11 protein-coding genes and 1 pseudogene are annotated in these 19,188 nt (G+C 65.4%); 2 read left to right on the forward strand and 10 right to left on the reverse strand.

Going from position 1 to position 19,188, the window contains the following annotated elements:
* Positions 1 to 429 precede the first annotated feature (429 nt).
* On the reverse strand, positions 430 to 681 hold the full coding sequence (locus GJ633_RS05445; protein ID WP_156587830.1) for a hypothetical protein: 252 nt from the start codon (positions 679 to 681) through the stop codon (positions 430 to 432).
* A gap of 201 nt (positions 682 to 882) precedes the next feature.
* Here GJ633_RS05445 and GJ633_RS05450 point away from each other — a divergent pair, with 201 nt between their 5' ends.
* Entirely contained in the window at positions 883 to 1,332 is a 450-nt protein-coding gene (locus GJ633_RS05450; protein ID WP_156587832.1) for a universal stress protein, read from the forward strand.
* Between the two features lie 151 nt (positions 1,333 to 1,483).
* Positions 1,484 to 2,437: a halo transducer protein gene (locus GJ633_RS05455; RefSeq protein WP_156587833.1), complete on the forward strand. Its 954-nt coding sequence runs from the start codon at positions 1,484 to 1,486 to the stop codon at positions 2,435 to 2,437.
* A gap of 54 nt (positions 2,438 to 2,491) precedes the next feature.
* Here the strand turns inward: GJ633_RS05455 and GJ633_RS05460 are convergent, their stop codons facing one another.
* From GJ633_RS05460 to GJ633_RS05500, 9 genes and pseudogenes are all read right to left on the reverse strand, one after another.
* The gene (locus tag GJ633_RS05460) at positions 2,492 to 3,514 is read right to left on the reverse strand and encodes an AbrB/MazE/SpoVT family DNA-binding domain-containing protein (RefSeq protein WP_394351129.1); all 1,023 of its coding nucleotides are present in this window, start codon (positions 3,512 to 3,514) and stop codon (positions 2,492 to 2,494) included.
* Positions 3,515 to 3,516: 2 nt separating this feature from the next.
* Positions 3,517 to 4,194, reverse strand: coding sequence for a phosphate signaling complex protein PhoU (gene phoU, locus GJ633_RS05465; RefSeq protein WP_394351128.1), 678 nt, complete (start codon positions 4,192 to 4,194; stop codon positions 3,517 to 3,519).
* The gene (gene pstB / locus GJ633_RS05470; RefSeq protein WP_156587837.1) at positions 4,191 to 5,111 is read right to left on the reverse strand and encodes a phosphate ABC transporter ATP-binding protein PstB; all 921 of its coding nucleotides are present in this window, start codon (positions 5,109 to 5,111) and stop codon (positions 4,191 to 4,193) included. Before pstB ends, phoU begins: the two co-directional genes overlap by 4 nt.
* A complete protein-coding gene (pstA, locus tag GJ633_RS05475) occupies positions 5,108 to 6,676 on the reverse strand; it encodes a phosphate ABC transporter permease PstA (RefSeq protein ID WP_156587839.1) in 1,569 nt (522 codons plus the stop codon). The genes pstB and pstA overlap by 4 nt, the downstream gene beginning before the upstream one ends.
* Complete coding sequence (gene pstC / locus GJ633_RS05480) at positions 6,673 to 7,800, reverse strand: phosphate ABC transporter permease subunit PstC (RefSeq protein ID WP_156587841.1); 1,128 nt, start codon at positions 7,798 to 7,800, stop codon at positions 6,673 to 6,675. Before pstC ends, pstA begins: the two co-directional genes overlap by 4 nt.
* A 45-nt stretch (positions 7,801 to 7,845) precedes the next feature.
* Positions 7,846 to 9,042: a substrate-binding domain-containing protein gene (locus GJ633_RS05485; protein WP_156587843.1), complete on the reverse strand. Its 1,197-nt coding sequence runs from the start codon at positions 9,040 to 9,042 to the stop codon at positions 7,846 to 7,848.
* Positions 9,043 to 9,268: 226 nt separating this feature from the next.
* Positions 9,269 to 9,640, reverse strand: a complete 372-nt coding sequence (locus GJ633_RS05490) for a low molecular weight phosphatase family protein (protein WP_156587844.1) — start codon at positions 9,638 to 9,640, stop codon at positions 9,269 to 9,271.
* A 341-nt stretch (positions 9,641 to 9,981) separates the two neighbouring features.
* Entirely contained in the window at positions 9,982 to 18,264 is an 8,283-nt protein-coding gene (locus GJ633_RS05495; RefSeq protein WP_156587846.1) for a right-handed parallel beta-helix repeat-containing protein, read from the reverse strand.
* A 479-nt stretch (positions 18,265 to 18,743) separates the two neighbouring features.
* Positions 18,744 to 19,188 (reverse strand): annotated as a pseudogene (locus tag GJ633_RS05500) (phosphate ABC transporter permease); the annotation flags it as partial.

Raw genomic sequence — 19,188 nt, forward strand, 5'->3', positions numbered from 1 at the left:
TTCGTCTTCGCGGCAGCGTGGCGCGTAGCGCCACGGGCAGCCGGACATCGTCCGGCGACAGCGAGGCGCGACGCGTCTCTGGCAGCCGGCGGCGACGCCGCCGGCGACTGTCCCTTTGCGTCCCACCCCGCCACCGCACAGCACCGCACCTCACGCCTCCCCAGCCTCGCGGTTCGCGCTCTTTGAGCGCTCACCGCGTCCAGCGAGAATCGGAGATTCTCTGGCAGTCGGGCGTCGCCCGACGACCTCGCGCTCGGGTTCGCGTGCGCTGTCGCGCCCGCTCACCGAAGCGCGCCGGCCGCACAGCAGATCGATCGTCTCTTCGGTTGGATTGAACGAATCAGGGAGACGAAGAACGGGTATGAGAACGGTTGTCTGTCCCACTCGTCCGTAAGTGCGCTACGACGAACCGCGCCCTGGCAGACCCCCCTACGAGATCTCCGAGAGCCGGCGTCGGGCGGCCGTCACCGCCTCCATGGCGTCGATCCACTCGCGCGGATCGGTACACCAGATCCGGTCGCCCTCGACGCTGACACAGAACACCGCGTCGGACGAGGGAGCGAGCGTCACCTCGTCAACGTCGGACCGGTCGCCGAGGTACGAGTCTATCAGGCGTCGCGCCGTCTCCGCCTCCGGCTGCAGCTGCCCGCCGGCGGCGTACTCGATGGCGATATCTGCCATGTCTCCCGCGAGGTTCTAACTGATTAATAAACATGGTTTCCGGGCATCCTTTGCGAGGGGCTCGTGGTCGCGCCGATCCGGGCCAGCGGTTCCCGTGCGGAGCACGGTCGCTCCGACGGCGGATCATCCCCGCGTCGAGTCGGCGGTCACCGCCGGGAATCCGCCGACCGTTTTATTCACGGTGCCGTCGTACCGTCGTCCATGTACGATCGGATACTGCTCCCCACGGACGGCAGCGCGGGCGTCGATCGAGCGATCGACCACGCGATAGACGCCGCGGACCGCTACGGAGCGACGCTACACGTGCTGTACGTCATCGACGAGGCGATCGTCAACGCCTACTCCGGCGACGAGTTCGTCGACGGCGCAGAAGGCGCAGAGGAGACCCTCGAGGAGACGGGCCGCGAAGCACTCGACGCGGTGGCCGAGCGCGCCGCCGACGCAGGCGTCGAGACCGTCACGGAGATGGCGTACGGCACGCCCCACGAGGAGATCCTGCAGTACGTCGACGACGCCGACATCGACCTCACCGTGATGGGCTCGAAGACGCGACCCGGCAACTACCGCCGGATGCTCGGCTCCGTCACCGAGCGCGTCTCGCGGCAGTCGACCGCACCCGTGAGCATCGTGAAGACGACCGTCTCGAGGTGAACCCCGCCGAACAGATGCAGCCCGCAGCGGGCGCTGGCGTGGCGGCTCCGTCAGGGGCCGTCGACGTGCTCTTCCCGGGACGGCGCGCGTTCGCGTACGCAGGTTCGTTGACATCGAATGACTGACGAACCCGCGGCTGTAAGGGATAGTCATGAGCAGAGGGGAATCCGGTGACGGCCGCGAGAGTCTCGACGGGCTGTCTGTAGAAACGGCGGTCACCGCGGTCGACGACGAACGGAACGACCCCGACAGAGTGCGTGAAACGCTCGCTATCGTCGCCCGGGACGGTACCGTCCGCCGAGCGGCCGTCGACGACGCGCTCGCGAACGCTTCGAAGGTGGTGACGACCGCCGAGACGCGGACGGAGCTCGCAGCCAAGAACCTGGCAGACGTGCGTGAGACCGCAGAACCCGTCTCGGACGTGGCTCTCGTTTCGAAGCGAGTCGACGACTTCGCGGCCCGGCTCGATACCGTCGAGGACCGAAGAGACGCCCTCGCCGACGACGTACGGGAGATACTCGCGCGGAGAGACGACGGCGAGCTCTACGAGCTCGCCCGGCGGCTTCGACGGGTCACGGCCGCTGCCAGTGAGGTCCAGCGTGCGGCCGACGACCTGCAGTTCGAACTCGACTCGTTTGAGGAGTGGCTCACCGACGCCGACCGGCGCGCCGCAGAACTCACCGACGACGTCGACGCGTTCGCGGAATCGGTGAGCGAACTCGACGGAACCGTCGACGATATCGCGGCCGACGACGCCGACCCCGAGAACGGGACGGCACGCAGATGGGCCGCAGCGACGGTCCACCACCGCGTCACGTCGTTGATGCTCTCGGATCTCCGAGCGGAACTGGCAGCGCTCCGAACGTTGGCCGACCGCGAGGGAACCGATCCGCCGTCGGGTATCGAGCCCCGGCTCGACGAGCTCCAGGCCCGTCACGAAGCCGTCGGCGAGCGGCTGGCCGACAGCGCCGAGCCGAGGTGGCCCGAGCGTTTCGACGATCAGCTGACGGCTCTCGACGAGGCACTCGACGGGAGGGAGCCACCGGTCGCGTGGGCCGAAGTAGAGGCCCTGGTCGAGGAACACTGCCCTGATATCGAGCAGTGACGTCGCGGTAGCGACGCGAGCGATGCGGTGGACGTGTGAGTGCGAAAACGGACGTCAGATATCGAGGTTTTCGGCACGGATAGCATCCCGGGCAGCGGTATCGGCGACAGTACGGCCACAGTTGGCGGTTCGCCGAAGGTGAGCGAGCGTGCTGGACAGCGCAACCGCGGCGGGAACGGACTCCACACCTGCCCCACGAAAAAGTTCCCGATCGAGCGCGTCGATCTGCCCGATGGCGTCGTCGGAGTGGTCTCTGGCGTGGCGTACCCGCGTCGTCTCGTCGTCGAGGACAGCCGACACCGCGTCGTCGACGGCGTGGGCGACGCAATCTGTCGCCGAACGCACGTCTGCGGCGACCGGCTCGGGAACGGGTTCGGGGAGTTTCCCCGCGGTGTGTGCGATCCGGACGGCCCGATCGACGACGGTTTCGAGGCGGCGAGCGGTCGCGTAGTAGACGAACAGCTCGGGCCGCGAGACGTCGAGACAGTCGAGTTCCGCGTGTGAGACCAGCGATCGCGAGAAGTGCCGCGTGATCATCTCCGCGGAGCGACGGGCCTCGTCGCCCCGGTCACGGATCCGCGTGTATGCGTCGTCGTCCGCGTCGACGAACGCTTCGATCGCGTCTCGGAGGAGGGAGACGGCTACGAACTGGAGCTGAGCGATCGATTGACAGACGGAGACCTGGGACGTGTCCAAGAGGTGTCTGATCGTGATCTCCGTTTCCGACTCGGTGAGGATGTTCGTCCCGACCAGATCTCGCACCGTCGACCGTGCGGCGTCGCGCTCGGCGTCGGTGAACGATCCCGTCGGACGCAGCGTTATCGTCTCGAACCCGACCGCGTGAGCCATCCGAACCGTTCGTCGGACGGCTTCAGGACCGTCGCCGTTGACACCGACCGTCGCCTCGTCTAGCTGCCCCACGTCCGCGTCCGAGGATCGGACGAGGATCGACCCGTCGTGATGGGGGTACAGCCGCAGCTCCATTCCCACCTCGAGACCGTGGTTCGTCGCCCACTCCTTCGGGATCGAGACGGTGAACGTGCCGCCGCCGACCTCCTGTAACTTTCTCGTCTCCACCATCAGTATATCAGCTCGGGATCATTATCGACCATGTACAGCGTGCGCGCGGCGATGTTGACGGCGTGATCGCCGACCCGCTCCAAATCGCGGATCGTGAGCAGCACTCGTGAAACGTCGTCGAGTACCCGTTCGACCTCCCAGACGTCCGGTTCGCTGGCGATCAGCTCGCGGACGACCGTCTCGTTGGCGTGTTGACACAGCGCGTCGACCTCGTCGTCGCGCTCGGCGACCGCCCGACACGCCTCGACGTCGCCGTCGACGTAGGCGTCGACAGCCGCGCGGACCTGACCGCGGGTCGTTTCACCGATCTCGCGGACGCGAACCTCGGAGCCGACCGCCGAGTCGCCGGAGAGGGCGTAGCGGGCGAGGTTGGTCGCGAGGTCGCCGATCCGCTCTACGTCGGTGAGTATCTTGAACGACGCCGCGATGAACCGCAGATCCGAGGCGACGGGCTGTTGGAGCGCGATCAGGTCGATACAGTCTCCCTCGAGGTCGAGATACCGTTGGTTGATTGGCTCGTCGCCGTCGATCACCTCGCGGGCCGCCGCGCCGTCGTCGCTCTCGAACGCGTCCAGCGCCCGCCGGAGCTGTGCCAACACCGCCTCGGCCATCGACGCGACATCGGCTCGCAGCGCGTCGAGCGACTCGCGGTAGTCCTCGCGGGCCACGACGATCACCCGAACTTGCCGCTGATGTAGTCTTCTACCCGCTGGCTCTCGGGATTCTCGAAAATCTTCTCGGTGTCGTCGTACTCGACGAGTTCGCCCCCGGTCAGGAAGACGGCGGTCTGGTCGGAGACGCGGGCGGCCTGCTGCATGCTGTGGGTGACGACGACGACCGTGTAGTCCTGTGCGAGGTCTTCGATGAGGTCTTCGATCTTCGAGGTGGCGATCGGGTCGAGTGCCGAGGCCGGCTCGTCCATGAGGATGACCTCCGGATCGACGGCCAGACACCGGGCGATACAGAGGCGCTGTTGTTGACCGCCGGACAGCCCGAGCGCGTTGTCGTCCAACCGGTCGCGCACCTCCTCCCACAGCGCGGCCCGTTCGAGCGACCGCTCGACGAGCGCCTCCTCACGGCCAGGCTCCGCGCGGCCGGTCAACCGAGCGAGCAGGCCCGTGTCGATATCGCCGTGTTTCCGCGGCCCGTAGGAGACATTCTCGCGGATCGACTTGGGGAACGGGTTGGGGCTCTGAAACACCATGCCGACGCGCTTGCGCAGTTCGACGAGGTCGACGCCGTCCTGGTAGACGTCCTCGCCGTCGAGTTCGACCGTCCCGTCGACGTTGGCGGCGCGGATGCGGTCGTTCATCCGATTCAGGCACCGGAGAAACGTCGACTTGCCACAGCCCGACGGGCCGATGAGCGCCGTCACGCTCTGCTCGGGGATGTCCATCGAGACATCCGTCAGGGCGTGGTCGTCTCCGTAGTGGACGTCGAGGTTCTCGACGGCGAGTTTCGTCTCGCCGCCGGCCTCGTAGCTCGTCCACTCCGGACGCGTCTCCTCGACGGTCTCGCCGGCGGTCGTCGAGACCGCCTCTCCGTCGGTGCGATTCGCCGTGGTCGTCACCGCTTCCGCGTCTGTCTGACTCATTGGTGGAGTTTTTTCCTGAAGTAGTACCGCGTCGCGATGCCGACCGCGTAGAAGGCTAAGACGACGAGCAGCAGCGTCAGCGCCAACCCCCACGCGTACTCCTGTGGGTTCTGGATGTTCCCGCTCAGTCCCGCGGTGATGAGCGCGTACAGCTGGTACGGTAGCGCGCTCGTCGCCTCCAACAACGCGGGGTTGCTGACGAACGGCGGCGACGCGCTCAGCTGAAAGCTACCCAACACGTCGGGGGCGGCTGACTTCCCCGGGAGGACCCCACCGCCCATGGTCAACAGGATGGGGGCTGTCTCGCCGGCGATACGCCCCACGCCGAGGATGACGCCGGTAGTGATTCCCGGGATCGCCGCAGGGAGGACGACGCTGCGGATCGTCTGCCACTTGGAGACACCGAGTGCCGCGCTGGCGTCACGGTACTCGTCGGGCACCGCGAGTATCGCCTCCCGGCTCGTGATCAACACCAACGGCAACAGCATGAACCCGAGCGTCAACATCCCCGCGATCAGCGATTTCTGATTGCCGAAGCGAGGGATCAGGAAGGCGGCGCCGAACAGGCCGAACACGATGCTCGGCGTGCTCCAGAGGCCGTTTGTCGCCACCTCGACGGCCCCCGTGAACCGGCCCTGTTCCGCGTATTCACTGAGGAACACGGCGGCGCCGACGCCGGTCGGCACGGCGAAGAGGACGGCACCGATGACCAGCCAGACCGTTCCCACGAGCGCGGGGAATACGCCCGCGATGTCGGCCAACAGCCCGGCACCGTTGGTCAGGAACGGCCACCTGACGAGTCCGGCTCCTCCGACGCCGAACCCGTTGAACAGCCCGGGGAGTCCTTTCACCGTGACGAAGGCAACGAGACCGACGAGCACGGCCAGTATCGAACAGACGACGAGGTAGATGAGCACGTACGCACCGACGTTGCGCCCGCGAGCACCGAACCCGCCGTACGCTTTCGCGGCGCTCCAACCGGTCACCAGCGACGCGAACAACACGAGCACAGGAACGACGGTGTCGCCGAACAGCGTCGCGTTATACCCGACGAGCACCTGCTCCCACCCGGGGCCGACGACGCCGCTGACGAGCGACAGCCCACAGAGACCGGCGAGCGCTCCCGCGGGCGCCGTCGATCCGACGTCTTCGCGAGGGAGTGCGGTCGTCGCGAACGCGATCCCGCCGAGGACCGTTCCGACTCCAAGACGGCCGCCCGTCCCGAGCCCCGCTGCTCCGGATACGACCGCGCCGACCGCGAACCAGATCCCCGTGAACGCGACTGCGGCGACGATCCCCGCGCTGGGCTGGGGTGCCGCGTCGACGTATCCCAGTCGCGAGGCCATCCCGAAGCCGACGACTGACACCCCGAGAGCGAGTAGCACCGCACCGAACGCCACCGACAACTCGAGTCCAGCGACGGAATAGTCGATCGCAACGACGTCCAGCAGCGCCGTCAAGCCGACGGCGAACGCGGCCCCGGAGAGGCCGACCGCAGTCCCAGTGACGGTCTCGTACGCCGTGCGGTCGTCCCGGACAAGCGCGTTCTGGGTAGCGCGGCTCATTCGGCACCTCCGAGGCGGCGACGCATTCGCGCCTCGATGTACTGTGAGGCGATGCTCAGACACAACACGGTCACGAACAGGACGACGCCGGCGACGAACAGCGCACTCTCGTGGACCCCGTTCGCGCTGCCGTAGCCGCGTGCGATGAGCGAGGTGAGCGTCTCGTAGCCGTAGAAGACGTTCACGAGGGGGTCACTGATCCGCGGAATTCCAGCCAGCATCACCGTCGCGGCCATGGTCTCGCCGATGGCCCGCCCGACGCCGAGGAGCACAGCCGCCGAGACGCCAGAGAAGGCCGCAGGAAGCGTAATCGAGATCATCGACTGCCAGTCGGTCGCCCCGAGCGCGAGGGAGCCGTTTTTCATCACGTCTGGAACGCTCGTCAGCGCGTCCTCGGCCACGGACACGACGGTCGGCAGCGCCATCAGCCCGACGACCATCCCCACGAACAGGTACGTCGAGCCGCCGTTGAGGGCGAACGCTCCGCTCGCCCACGGGTTGATGACGGTGAATCCGATGAACCCGTAGACGATCGAGGGGATGCCGGCCAGTACCTCGATCCCCGGCTTGACGAGTTCACGGACTCGTAGCGACGCGATCTCGGCGATGAAAAGCGCCGCGGCGACGCCGATGGGGGCCGCCACGAGCGTCGCGATGGCCGTCACCATCACCGTTCCGTGGATCATCGGGAGCAGCGAGTAGCGAACGGGCTCCGAGACGGCGTCCCACCGCGTCTGCGCGAACATTCCCAGCCCCGGGACGGAGACGCCGAAGACGCTCGTCGTCTCGTATCGGAACGCCGGAATCGACTCGACGAAAATGAACACGACGATGAGTCCGAGGGTCACGAGCGTCACCGTCGTCATCGCGAAGGAGACCGCGCGGGCGACGAGCGCCTGATGGCGTACCCAGCCGTACCCAGTCGCGATCAGGAACGCGCCGAGCGGAACGGCCGTCCACGCCGATGCCAGCAAGAATCCGAAGAAGGCAGCCACAAGCGACCCCATCGAGGCGAGGACCACCGCCAGCGCCTCCGGGTCGGTATCGTCGACGAACTCCCGCGTTCTGGTCAGCCGTCGCTCGATGCCAGCACGCCAATCGGTTCGAGGGGTAGTGAGTGACATATAATGGGGTCGGGCCGCGAAGCGAGCGTCCGCGCGACCGAAGAGTTACGCCTGGTCGGGGAGCTTCTCGCGTTCGGCCTCGATGTCGGACGTCGGCAGCGTGATGTAGTTGACGTCCTCGACGAACACCTGCTGGCCGAACTCGGTCAGGAACATGTTGAGGAACGCGGCCTCGCGCATGTCCGTCCCCTCCGGCGTCTCATCGGTGATCCGCGTGTACATGTGCAGGTCGCGGTTCAGGGGGTACTCGGAATCGAAGATGGTGTTCTCGGCGTCGGGGTCCGGCCGGTAGACGGTGCCCTCGAAGTCGATGGCGATCGCCTGGATCCCCGACCCAGAGAACGCGAGCGCCATATAGCCGATGGCGTTGTCGTTGTCCTGGAGGACCTGTTGGACCTGCTGGTTCTGCCCGAGGCGCGTGTCGACCTCCATCGGGGCGTCGGCGTCGCCCAGCATGTTCAGCCGGAACGACGTGTCGGTCCCGGAGCCCTCGGCGCGGCCGACAACGAATATCTCCTGGTCGGGACCGCCGACCTCGCTCCAGTTGGTGATCTCGCCCTGGTAGATGCCGCGGATCTGCTCGCCGGTGAGCTGTTCGACGCCGGCGTCGTAGATCGCCTGGCTGACGAAGACCGGCTGGCCATCGCGGCCGACGACGTGGTCGACGTAGTTCTCGTCCCGCTGTTCCTCGCTGATGTCGAGCTCGGCCGTGATCGGTCCCGAGGAGTTTCCGATGTCGACCAGGCCGTCGCGGACGGCCTCACAGCCGGTCCCCGAGTGGCTCAGCGCCACGCGGGTGGCGAACGGCGGGTTGGACCGCTCCCCGGTCGGCTCGAAGCCGTACAGGCTGGCGAAGTAGTCGGCGATGTTCATGTCGGTCTGGATCTGGTCCCAGCCCGGGACCGACGACTCGTCGTTCGCACCCCAGTACTCGCCGTCGCTCGCCGGCGAGTTGGAGTTCCAGTAGGAGCTCCCCTTGTTCGAGATGGGATACACCGTCGAGGACCCCTCGGCCGTCACGGTCGCCGGCCCTGACGATCCGGAATCGATGGTGTTTCCGCTATCGTCGCTCCCGTCGCCGCCAGCTCCGCCGTCGCCGCTACTCCCGCCAGCTCCGCCGTCGCCGTTTCCGCTGTCGCCCCCGCTACACCCGGCGAGACCGGCCGTGCCGATGGCGGCCGACGTCAGCAGGTACTTTCGACGTGATACCGCGTCCGCCTGACGTCCCGCGTCACGTGACATCGAGTGATAGCAAGCAGAGACCTATTAAACAGGTTTATAATAGGTGTTTAGACCGGTACGCGCCGGTCACGTGCCGACAATACCGAACGGTACCTGTAGACACCGGTATTGTCCGATATATAGTGGACCGTATCGCGACGCAGCCAGACGGTATCGCTGAGACTCGATCCAGCCACAGCCCGAACGAATGACGCCGGTGACGGTTCTCAGTCGGAGCGGGACGCGGTCAACGAGCGTTCGCCGACAGGAGTTCGTCGAACAGCGCGACGACGCGGTCTCGGATCTCGTCTCGGATCTCGCGAACCGCCTCGATCGGGCGACCGTGGGGGTCGTCCACTCCCCAATCGCGGTTCTCCCCGCTCCACGTCGCCGGGCAGACGTCCGACGCGGAACAGCCCATCGTGACGACGAGATCCGCCGCCTGCAGCTCCGCGGGCGTCACCTCGCGCGGGGTTCGGTCGCCGAGGTCGATGTCCCGTTCGCGCATCGTCTCGACGACGACGTCGTGGACGTGATCGGCGGGCCGCGTCCCGCCGGTAACGATCTCGACTCGGTCGCCGACGTCGCGGCGCTCGCGCTCGGCGAACGCGGCCGCCAATCTGGCTCCGTCCCGCGTTCTGGACGCAGACGAACGCAACGTGATGGTCCACGTGACCGCTGTGTCGGTTCACGACTCGTCACGGGACGGCAGCCACTATAGTCGTTGCCTCAAACTCCTATTGACCACTATAGAGCGATAGAAAAGCGATCAGACGAGATTCACGAGGTGCCACGCCGGCCGAATGGGAAGGAGAAGAAAAAAAACGCACGCAGTCTTGGTTCGAAGATCGTCGAATTGCGCTCCAACGGGAGTACATTCACGTCACCGAACAGCGCGGCGACGAACCGGCATTCGGAGCGTCCAATCCGCGAGCGAAGGTCGGTGGCAGTGGAGACCGTTCAACTGCTCCTGCCTCTCACGAGGAGCGCGAACGTGATGAGGGCGAGTAAGGTTACCAGGCTGCCGAACCCGGGCACTTCCTCGGTCGACTCGGAGGCGACGGTAACGGTCGTGGTCGTTTCGTTCGTCTGTCCGAACTCGTCTTCGACGATGAGCGTCACGTTGTATTCTCCCGCCTCGGCGTAGGAGTGCGTGACGTTCGGCCCGGATATCGTGTCTTCGGCGGTCTCCAGTTCCCAGGTGTAGGTGAGGTTCCGTCCGACGCTGTCCGAGGCGTTGAACTCCGCCGGGGTTCCCCCCGCAACTGGCTCCTGTTCGACGTCGACGACCGCCTCGATCCGCGGGAGCACGTCGACGGTTCCGGTCGCGGTCGCGTCCGGCGTCGAGACGGACAGGTCGAGATTCTCGCCGACGTCGTCAGCGGTCGGGACGTAGGTGAGCGTCACCGTCGTGCTCTCGCTCGCGTTCAGCGTGATCGCCGTCTGGTTGACGGACTCGTCGTCAAGCCCCAACGAGACGTTCTTCGTCTCGGTGGCGTCGCCGTCGTTTCGCACCGACGCCGTCACGGAGAGCTCCCCATCGACGGTGACGTTCTCGGGTGTTTCGAGCAGATCGACGGCGAACCCGGCAGCGCCGTCACGGTCGTCGTCATCGTCGGAGCCGTTGTCTCCGTCGCCCCCTCCGCCGGAGTCGGCAGTTTCGACCTCGCCGACCACGAACGTCGAGAAACCGGGCGTTTCGGCTTCGATCTCGACGGTCTCGTTTTCCTCGTCCGTGGTCGTCGTCACGTTGAGCCGCTCGGCTTCGGACGCGTCGTCGGGTACCCGGATGACGGCGATCTCGCTGACGTTGATCTCGGACAGGGGAGCCGTCAGCGTGATATTCGCCGTTTCGGCGGCATCGTTCTCGTCGATCGACGGCGCTGCGCGGACGTCGATGGCGACGCCCGGAGCGAATCCGACGATCCCGTTGTCGGGATCCACGATGTCCGTTGCGATGGCGTCCTCAGTGGGTTCGTCCGGTTCGGGCGCTTCCGTGATCTCGACGTACTCGCCGTCGATATCGTCCTCGGTCTGGAACGTGATCGCGTCGACGGCCTCGGTCTCGCTCTCGGCGAACACGATTCGGTTGGCCGAGACCTGGCCAGCGGCGATCTGGGCGGGAACCCGTAACGCCGCGTCCATGTAGAACGGACTGACGGTGAGATTGCCGAGGGCTTCTCCGCCGGTCCCGTTGAAGTCACCGCTCGGGCCGTCGGCGGCCCCCCAGTAGTTTTCGGCCGCTTGACCGGCGGGCACAGCACCGTTGGCGTCGACTGCGACACCGGATCCGTTCGTGAGGACCGACTGGATGATCGCCCAGTCGGCGGTCGAATCCCCGGCCGTCACCGCGCTCCGGCTGTTGTTCCGGATCACGGTGTCTGTAATCAGCCACGCCCCGCTGCTGTTGTAGAGGTTCACGCCGTTTTCGGTGTCGGTTACCGTCACGTTCGCCACGGTCCCGTTGCCCTGCGTCTGGAACGCGTCGATCCCGTCGCGCGTCGTGTTCTGAACCGTCGACGAAGCGATCGTCCACGCGCCGGTCGACGTTTCGACTTCGATACCGTGGCCTCCGGTATCGCGGACCGTCGCGTTTCGTATCACGACCGTACCGCTCACGTTACCCGCGTCGATCCCGGAACCACCGGTGTCGTGAACTGTCGTGTTTTCGATAAGCCAGTTCTTGGTGGAGTCCCCGAGAGCGATCCCTTCCTCGGAAGTCGTCTCGATCGTGGTTCCTCGAACGCTCGCGTTCCCGGCGGACCCCACGGCGTCGATGGCTGTGTCCGTGGCGTTGGAGACGTTCGTCGCGTTGACGCTCCAGTCACCGGCCGACCGTTCGGCGTCGATGGCGTCGTCGACGTCGTGGATCTCTGTGTTTTCGATGGTCCAGTTACCGGATGACTCGACCGCAAAGACGGCCTCACTGCTGTTCGTAACCCGTGAGTCTTGGACGCTCCAAGCGCCGCGACTCTCGAACGCACTCACACCGGACTCCGCGTCCGTGATCGTCACGTTGTCCACGGTCCACGCGGTCTCGGTCCCGGCCGCTCCCACCGCGAGACTGCTGTTCCGGATGTGTGAATCACGGAACCGCCATGCACCCTCCGACGCGCCGGCACTCAGCCCCCACCGCCAATCGACGAGGGTGAAGCCGGCGATTTCAGGCTCGACGGGACCGAATATCTGGAGTCCCGCGCGAGACTCGATGCTGCCGTATTCGTCGGCGACTGCCGACGTGTTCGCGATCGTCGCGCCGTCGGGAGCGACGAGCGTGACGTTCTTCTCGACGTCGACCGGCTCCTCGTACGTACCGGGCCGAACTTCGATAGTGTCGGTGTCGTTCGCGCTGTCGAGTGCACCTTGGATCGTATCGAAGTCCCCGGTGCCGCTCGCGGGATCGACCACGAGCGTCTCGGTGCTGGTGAACGTGACCGTCCGGGTCGAGAACTCGGGCACGGTGAACGCGATCCACGGACTGCTGCCGGAACCGGGACCGGCGCCCTCGACGATCGTGAACTCGCGGGGTTGGCCGTCGAGCAACATCCGGACGTCCTCGATGTCCTGTGAGGAGCTGACGGCCCGCTCCTGGAGGTAGAACGTGACGTTCTCGCTCCCGTTGGGTGCCGTGATATTTATCGAGTACGCACTCGAGGAGTTCTCGAGGAGCGTGACGTTCGTCGCCGGGGCGATCGATCCCTCGACCCGGAACTTGCCCGCGAGGCTCGTCGGATCCGTCTGAGTCCCAGCGAGGTGTGTCGTTTCGTCGAACGGAGCTAGGTTGATCCCATCACCGGCGGGGTCGTCCGACTCAGTCACGTCGATCGTACCGATGGTGACATTCGCGTCCTCGATCAGGTATTCGTCCGCTCCGGAGTCAGCTTCACGGCGGAGGTCGGTGACGGTGACCGCACGTGCGCCTGCGGTCGATGGAGCAGTGGCAGAGACGTTCGTCGATACGGTGAGCGTCCCGTCGGTCACGTTGTCCGCAGTGTAGTTCACCGTCAGATCGTCGTCCCCGGTATCGATGTCGAAGCCCTCGAACCGCACGTCCACCGCTCCGGCGTCGTCGGACAGCGACGTGTTCTCGATCCGGACGCTCACCTCGTACTGCTGGGACTCGTTTATCGAGGTCTCAGTGGGCCGTATCGAGGACCCGCTCGTGTTAATCCGCGGCGTCGCCGCCGATCCGCCGACGAACGGATCGAAGCGGACGTTCGCTACCGTCGCCGTCGCGTTCGTGACGTTCGAACCGGAGCCGTCGGCGAGCGTGCCGGTCACGGGGTCCTCGTACGGGCCCGCGCTTCCCGGACCGTCGCTCGCGCCCCAGTAGTTGTTCGTCGCGTTGACGTACGTTCCCGCGGTCGTGTTGCGGTTCTCCACGCCGAAGCCGTCGGCGATAAGGCGGTTGTCGGAGAGGTCGATCCCGGCGACCGGCCCCTCGTCGATCAGCACCGCCGTCGCGTCCGAACTGACGTTGTTCTCGGCGACGCGAACCGTGCCTGACGGAGGAGCAGTCCCGGACTCGGGGTCGATATCGATGCCGACTTCCGACCCGTTATCGACCTCGTTCTCGCGGACGGTAACGTCGAAGACCGACGGATCCAGAACCTGAATCCCGTCGAGTTCGATCCCGGTGTCGGGCCGGTCGATCCGGTTGTCGACGACCCCCCACGTGGCCGTGTGGTTTTCGCCGCCGTCGAGGACGATCCCGCTTTCCGCTCCGGCGGCGACGACGTTGTCCGCGACGGTGAACGCGGTCGACATGTCGTCGTCGAAGGCCTCGATCACGATACCGTCCTCGTCGGTGACGTTCAGATCATTTCGGCTAATGTTAGCGTCGATGGTCGCGCCGTCCGAGCCCGTCTCCGCGACGATTCCCCGCGAATATCTCCCGGCGTCGACGACGTTGTCGGTAACCGTGAGGTTCGCCGTCAGGTTCTCCGCATCGGCGGACAGCGATATCCCTCCGCCGTCCGTCATAGTGAGATTGTTGTCCGCGACCGTGATGTCCCTCGTTCCGGGCGGCTCAGCAAATATCCCACTCGTCCCGTCTGCAGTAACCGAGATTCCGGACGACCTGTCACCGGTGATCTCGTTGTCTCTGACGGCGACGTCGACGTTCTTCCGATCTCCAACGTGATCTAATGACACGGCACCGGACGACGCGTCGATCCGGTTGTCCTCGATCGTAACGATTTCGCTTCCACCGTCGTTTTCGACATCGATACCGAAGCCAGTGATCCCGCTCTCGATGACGTTGTCGACGGCATCGACGGTTATGATGCGGTTCTTGATCGGCGTGAACGAGCCGCCGTTATCGATCTGGATGCCATCTCCCTCAGCCTGTATCTGGTTTTCTTCGATGACGAATTCGAGCGGCGCGGCACCTCCTCCCGGACCCTCGCTCAGATCCAGACTGATCCCGTTTTGGGTGCTATTGACCGTGTTGTTGATCACCGAGAGACGCAGACTCGTGTTCGCATCGGTGTTGGAGTACCGAACACCGGCGTCCGAGTCGGTCGGATCCGGATCTGACGTCGTCAGGTCGTTGTCCGTGAGATCGACGTCGAGCGTCTGGTTTTCGCCTCCAGATAAATAGACTGCCCATCGATCCGCTCGCACGGTGTTGTTCGCGATCGCGACATCCGCTGTCGCGCCGTGTCCGGCGACGTCCCAGCCGAGGCCGTCCGCGCTCCCGTCGGTAACGGTGTTGCGGCGGAACTCCGTCTCGGCGTCGAGACCGATGCCAAACAGATTCACTGCGACCCCATAACCCGCATCCCCCTCCACACTCGTCAGATTGTTGTCCGTGATCGAGACGTTCGCCGTCCGGCTACTGGAGCCTTCGACCGTGATACCGGACCTGTCGCCCGACCCGTTGAGGTCGTTGCGAGTGACGACCGCGTCGATCGTCTGATTATACGACGCCGACGGCGAGGCGGACTCCTGTAGATCGAAGTACAAGCGGTCCTGCTCAACGGTGTTGTTCGCGGCGACGAGCCTGCTTACGGAGTTGTCCCCATAGGCCCGCACGAACAGGTCGCTGTTTTCCCCGGTGAACCGGTTCCGTCGAACGTCGACGCGTTTCGTCGCGTTTTCCCGCGAGACGACGACGTTCAGTCCGATACCATCGCTGGAGTCTGGATTATCGTCTGCGAACGTATTGTCGACGACTGATACGTTCGCGTCGGCGCCGTCGTCGTCCGCGTCGACCGCCAGTTGTCCCGCCACTTCGTTGCGTTCGATGACGAGGTCGATCAGCTGGTTACTACTGGACCGATATCTGGAGTCGGACTCGGTCACGACGGAGACCGCGGTGCTGGTATCGCTTTCGTTGGACTGGATGACGTTGTCGGTCAACGCCAGCCCGAGCGACGTGTTCGCGCCGTTGGCGTCGATGTCGAGCTGCCGGTTCATCGTGTTGTTCCGCACGTCGAGAACCCGGCTACCATCGGCTCCGTGGAGCTCGAAACGCAGGGCCGTGTCCACGAGCCCGCCGGCGGTGAGCGTGTTGTTCGTCACCGTCGCGTGTATCGTATTGTTGACGCCCGGCTCACGCACGTTGTTCTTCACGTCGACCGGATAGTCGCCAATGCCCTCGGAGACGGTGACGTCGTTCCCACGGAGAGACAGGTTCGTCGACGCTTCGGCCCGTTCCAGATCGAGGTGGATACCCTCCGATTCGCTCGCCCGGATATCGTTGTCCTCAAGCGAGAGGTCGACCGCCGTCCCGTCATCTCGGATGCGGAAGTCGATGCCCCTGTTCCCCGCCGTCGCGTTGATGTCGTTTCGCCGCAGTTCGACGTCGTACGCCTCGTCGTTGTTTCCGTACACGTCGACCCCATCGCCCGTCGTCGTGTTGATCGTGCTGTCGATGACGGCGAAGTCGACGAGGGGAACTCGGTCAGACAAACTATCGGCGGCGACCCCGGTTCCGACTCCCTCCATCGTGAGGTTTCGGAGGGTCAGGTCGCGGGTCGGGTCGGTCGTCGTGAACTCCATCAGAACGCCCCTGTCGGCGTCGCTGATCGTCAGGTCTCGCACCGTGACGTTCGAGAGGTTCGCGGTGTCGTTCTGGATCGCAACGGCATCGTTGCTATCAGTTATCGTCCGACCGTCACCGTCGAACACCACGTCGCTCGTCGTGATCTCGATACACCCCGATCCGCCGGCGCCGAGAGACGAATTGAGACGGTACCGACCGGATTCACCGAGAACGGTACACGAATCGATCGGCGTACCTTCGTCGGCGACGCCGTCACCGTTCTCGTCGTCCCCGTCGGCACCCTCGTCCCCGGGCACACTTGGCAACGCTGTGAGGACCGGATAGTCGTTCGTCTGGGTCTGCCAGACCGATCCGAACGTCAGATCGGTCATGTTCGTCCGGGCCGCGTCCCCGGTCATCTGGCTGGTGGTGAGTCCGTCGGCGTCCTGGAAGTCGGATAAATCACCTGCGGTCGAGGCTTGCCCCGTCGTCTCGACGTCCCAGTAGGAGTAGAACGCCCCGTCGGCGGCCCCGACGACGCCGCCCACCATACCCGACCCGCTGACGTTCCCGACCGCGAACGAATGCTCTATCGAAGCGGTGTTCTCTCCGACGAGCCCGCCGACGCGCTCGGAACCGCTCACCGAGCCACGGGCGGAGGTGTTTGCGATCGTGCCGGCGTCGATATCGTCGTGGTCGCCGACGAGTCCGCCGACACGGTGTCGCGAACCCTCTACAGAGCCATACGCGGCGGCGATGCTGATCGCACCGGTGTTATCCCCGACGAGTCCGCCCACGTCGTCGGAACCGCTGACGTTGCCGGTCGCCAACGCGGTCGTGATCGTCCCGGAGCTGCTCCCGACGAGCCCGCCGATTTCGTTCGTGCTGGCACTCCGTGTGTCCCCTTTCAATCCGTCGACGCGCCCGGAAGCCGCTGCGTTCGTGATCGTCCCCGTGTTGGTTCCGACGAGACCGCCGACGGTGTCGTCGGTCCCGTTCACCCGGCCGGTGGCCGAGACGTCAGTGAGCGAGCCGCTGTTGGATCCGACGAGTCCGCCGACCCCGGAGTGGCCGTTGACGGTCGTGTTCGCCGACGCGTTCGTGATCGAGACCCCGTTGACACCGACGAGTCCGCCCGCGCTCGCGGCGGTCCCGTTAACGAGGCCGGTGGCCGCCGCGTTCGAGAGTTCGCCGTTCCCCTGTGCCCCGCCGTTCTGTCCGATGAGGGCACCGACGGTGTTGGTGCCGGTGGCCGTCACGTCCGCGGAGACCTCCGAGATAGACCCGATATTGAATCCCGCGAGGCCGCCGACGTCGAACTGCCCGATGACGTGTCCCTCGACGGAGACGTCTTCGACCGTCCCGGCATTGACTCCGACGGCTCCGCCCACCTCCTGATTGAAGCCTGCTGACCGATTCCCCACGTTCACCGCGGTCAGCGAGACACGCTCAACGTGACCGTCCGGACCGACCCGGCCGAACAGTCCCATCGGTCGACCCAGCAGATAGAGTTCGTTGTCCGGCAGTTCAGAGGAGTTTATCGGACGATCGATTGTCAGTCCGGTGATCGTGTGACCCGCTCCGTCGAACGATCCGTTGAATGCGGTGCTCCGATTCAGACCGATCGGATAAAACCCCCTCCCGTCGTTCCACTGGGCGGTGCTGGACGCATCGATATCGTTTCCGAGTTCGTAGTGTGCATCCAGGTCGTTCCGGACCGCCTGTAACTCAGAGACGTTGGTGACGAGGTGCGGATCGGCTTCCGTTCCGCTTCCTTCGAGACTACTCGCTTCGACGGCCGCCGGTCCCGCGGTGTCGTTGGTTTCGCTCGTACTCGCGGTGCCGTTCTCACTACTCGTCGTATTGATCACCCGTCCGTCGGAGTCGTTGTGCGCTACTGACTCAGTATTGGTACCGTCTGAGACGGAGTCGGTTCCGTTCGTCGCGTTCTCGTCTCCGTCGGTCCGGTGCGTACGGTTCTCAACGCCTGTCGCCGTCTCGTTCTCCTCTCCGGGATCGTCGGTCGACGTCGAGTTCTCAATGTCTTCGCTATCCGACCCGTTGGTCGTGTTTGCGTCGGGGTCCTCCTCGGCGCTGAGCGACTCGGTATCGACGAGACTCTCACCGTCGGTACCGTTCACTGTCGAGTTGTCCGCCGCCGCGAGTCCCCCGAACGCGACGCTCCCCGCGACCATCGAGACGACCATGAGGAGAGAAAAGAGAACGGCGCCGGCTTGCTCGCGTCGCGTCGTCATGACCCCGTCACCCCCGATCGAGCCAGCGATCGGAACGCTCGACGGGCGGCCAACGAGAATCTCTCGGCGACCGTCCGTGTGGGTGGCCGCTCGAACCGACCCGACACAGATCCGAAGGGACCGCCATCGTGGTGAGAGACCTGCATCTCGGAGACGCAGTCTGTGGGGGTCACCGTCGATCGACCCCGATTATCTCCGCCGGTTCGTCAGCCCGTCTCGGTCCGTTGCCGTCGCGGGAGAGATTGGGTGACATTCTCACACATCTCCGATTTCTCTCAAAGTGTTAATTGAAGAATAATAAAACATCGTGATTACCGAAGTTCGTTCGGCTCGTCGCGTTTCGCGACGGACTCCACTCTCTCCGAGAGTACTCGCCCTATCTGCGCCTCGTGGATTCCGCTCCGACGAAGCCCGTGTGATCCCGGGGCCCCGGCAGCGACGTTCTCAAACGCGCGTCGGGGGCCGTCGAAAGTGGGGGTTTATCCGCCGTCTCCGTCCCGGTCGGTGGCGGTCCACCGCCGCGCGCCGGGGAGCAGTCCGACAAGCTTCGTCACGTAGCCGAACGAGAACAGCCCGAGCTGTGAGAGCGCGCCCAGGACGAACACCGCGAGGAACACGGGCGCGGTGACGTCGAACAGCAGCGGTTCGACGGACGTCTCCGCGGCGGCGGCCTCGAAGCTCGCCGGCGTCAGCGACCGCGAGGCGAACGCTGCGCCGATGAGCGCCGTCGAGACCACGAGCGTGGTCCGCGTGAGCACGAACCCGAACAGCGCGCCGACGGCGACGCCGGCGAGCGTCGCGCCGACGAGCAGCACCGTTCCCTCGATCCCGGCCGCGTCGGCGGCGTACAGGGGGCCGACCGCGAACCGCCCGGCGAACCCGCCGACCACGCCGCCGATGGCGAGCACCGCGAACGAGAGCCCG

Origin of the sequence: Halorubrum sp. CBA1125 (genome assembly GCF_009742825.1) — an archaeon.
Taxonomy (GTDB): Archaea; Halobacteriota; Halobacteria; order Halobacteriales; family Haloferacaceae; genus Halorubrum.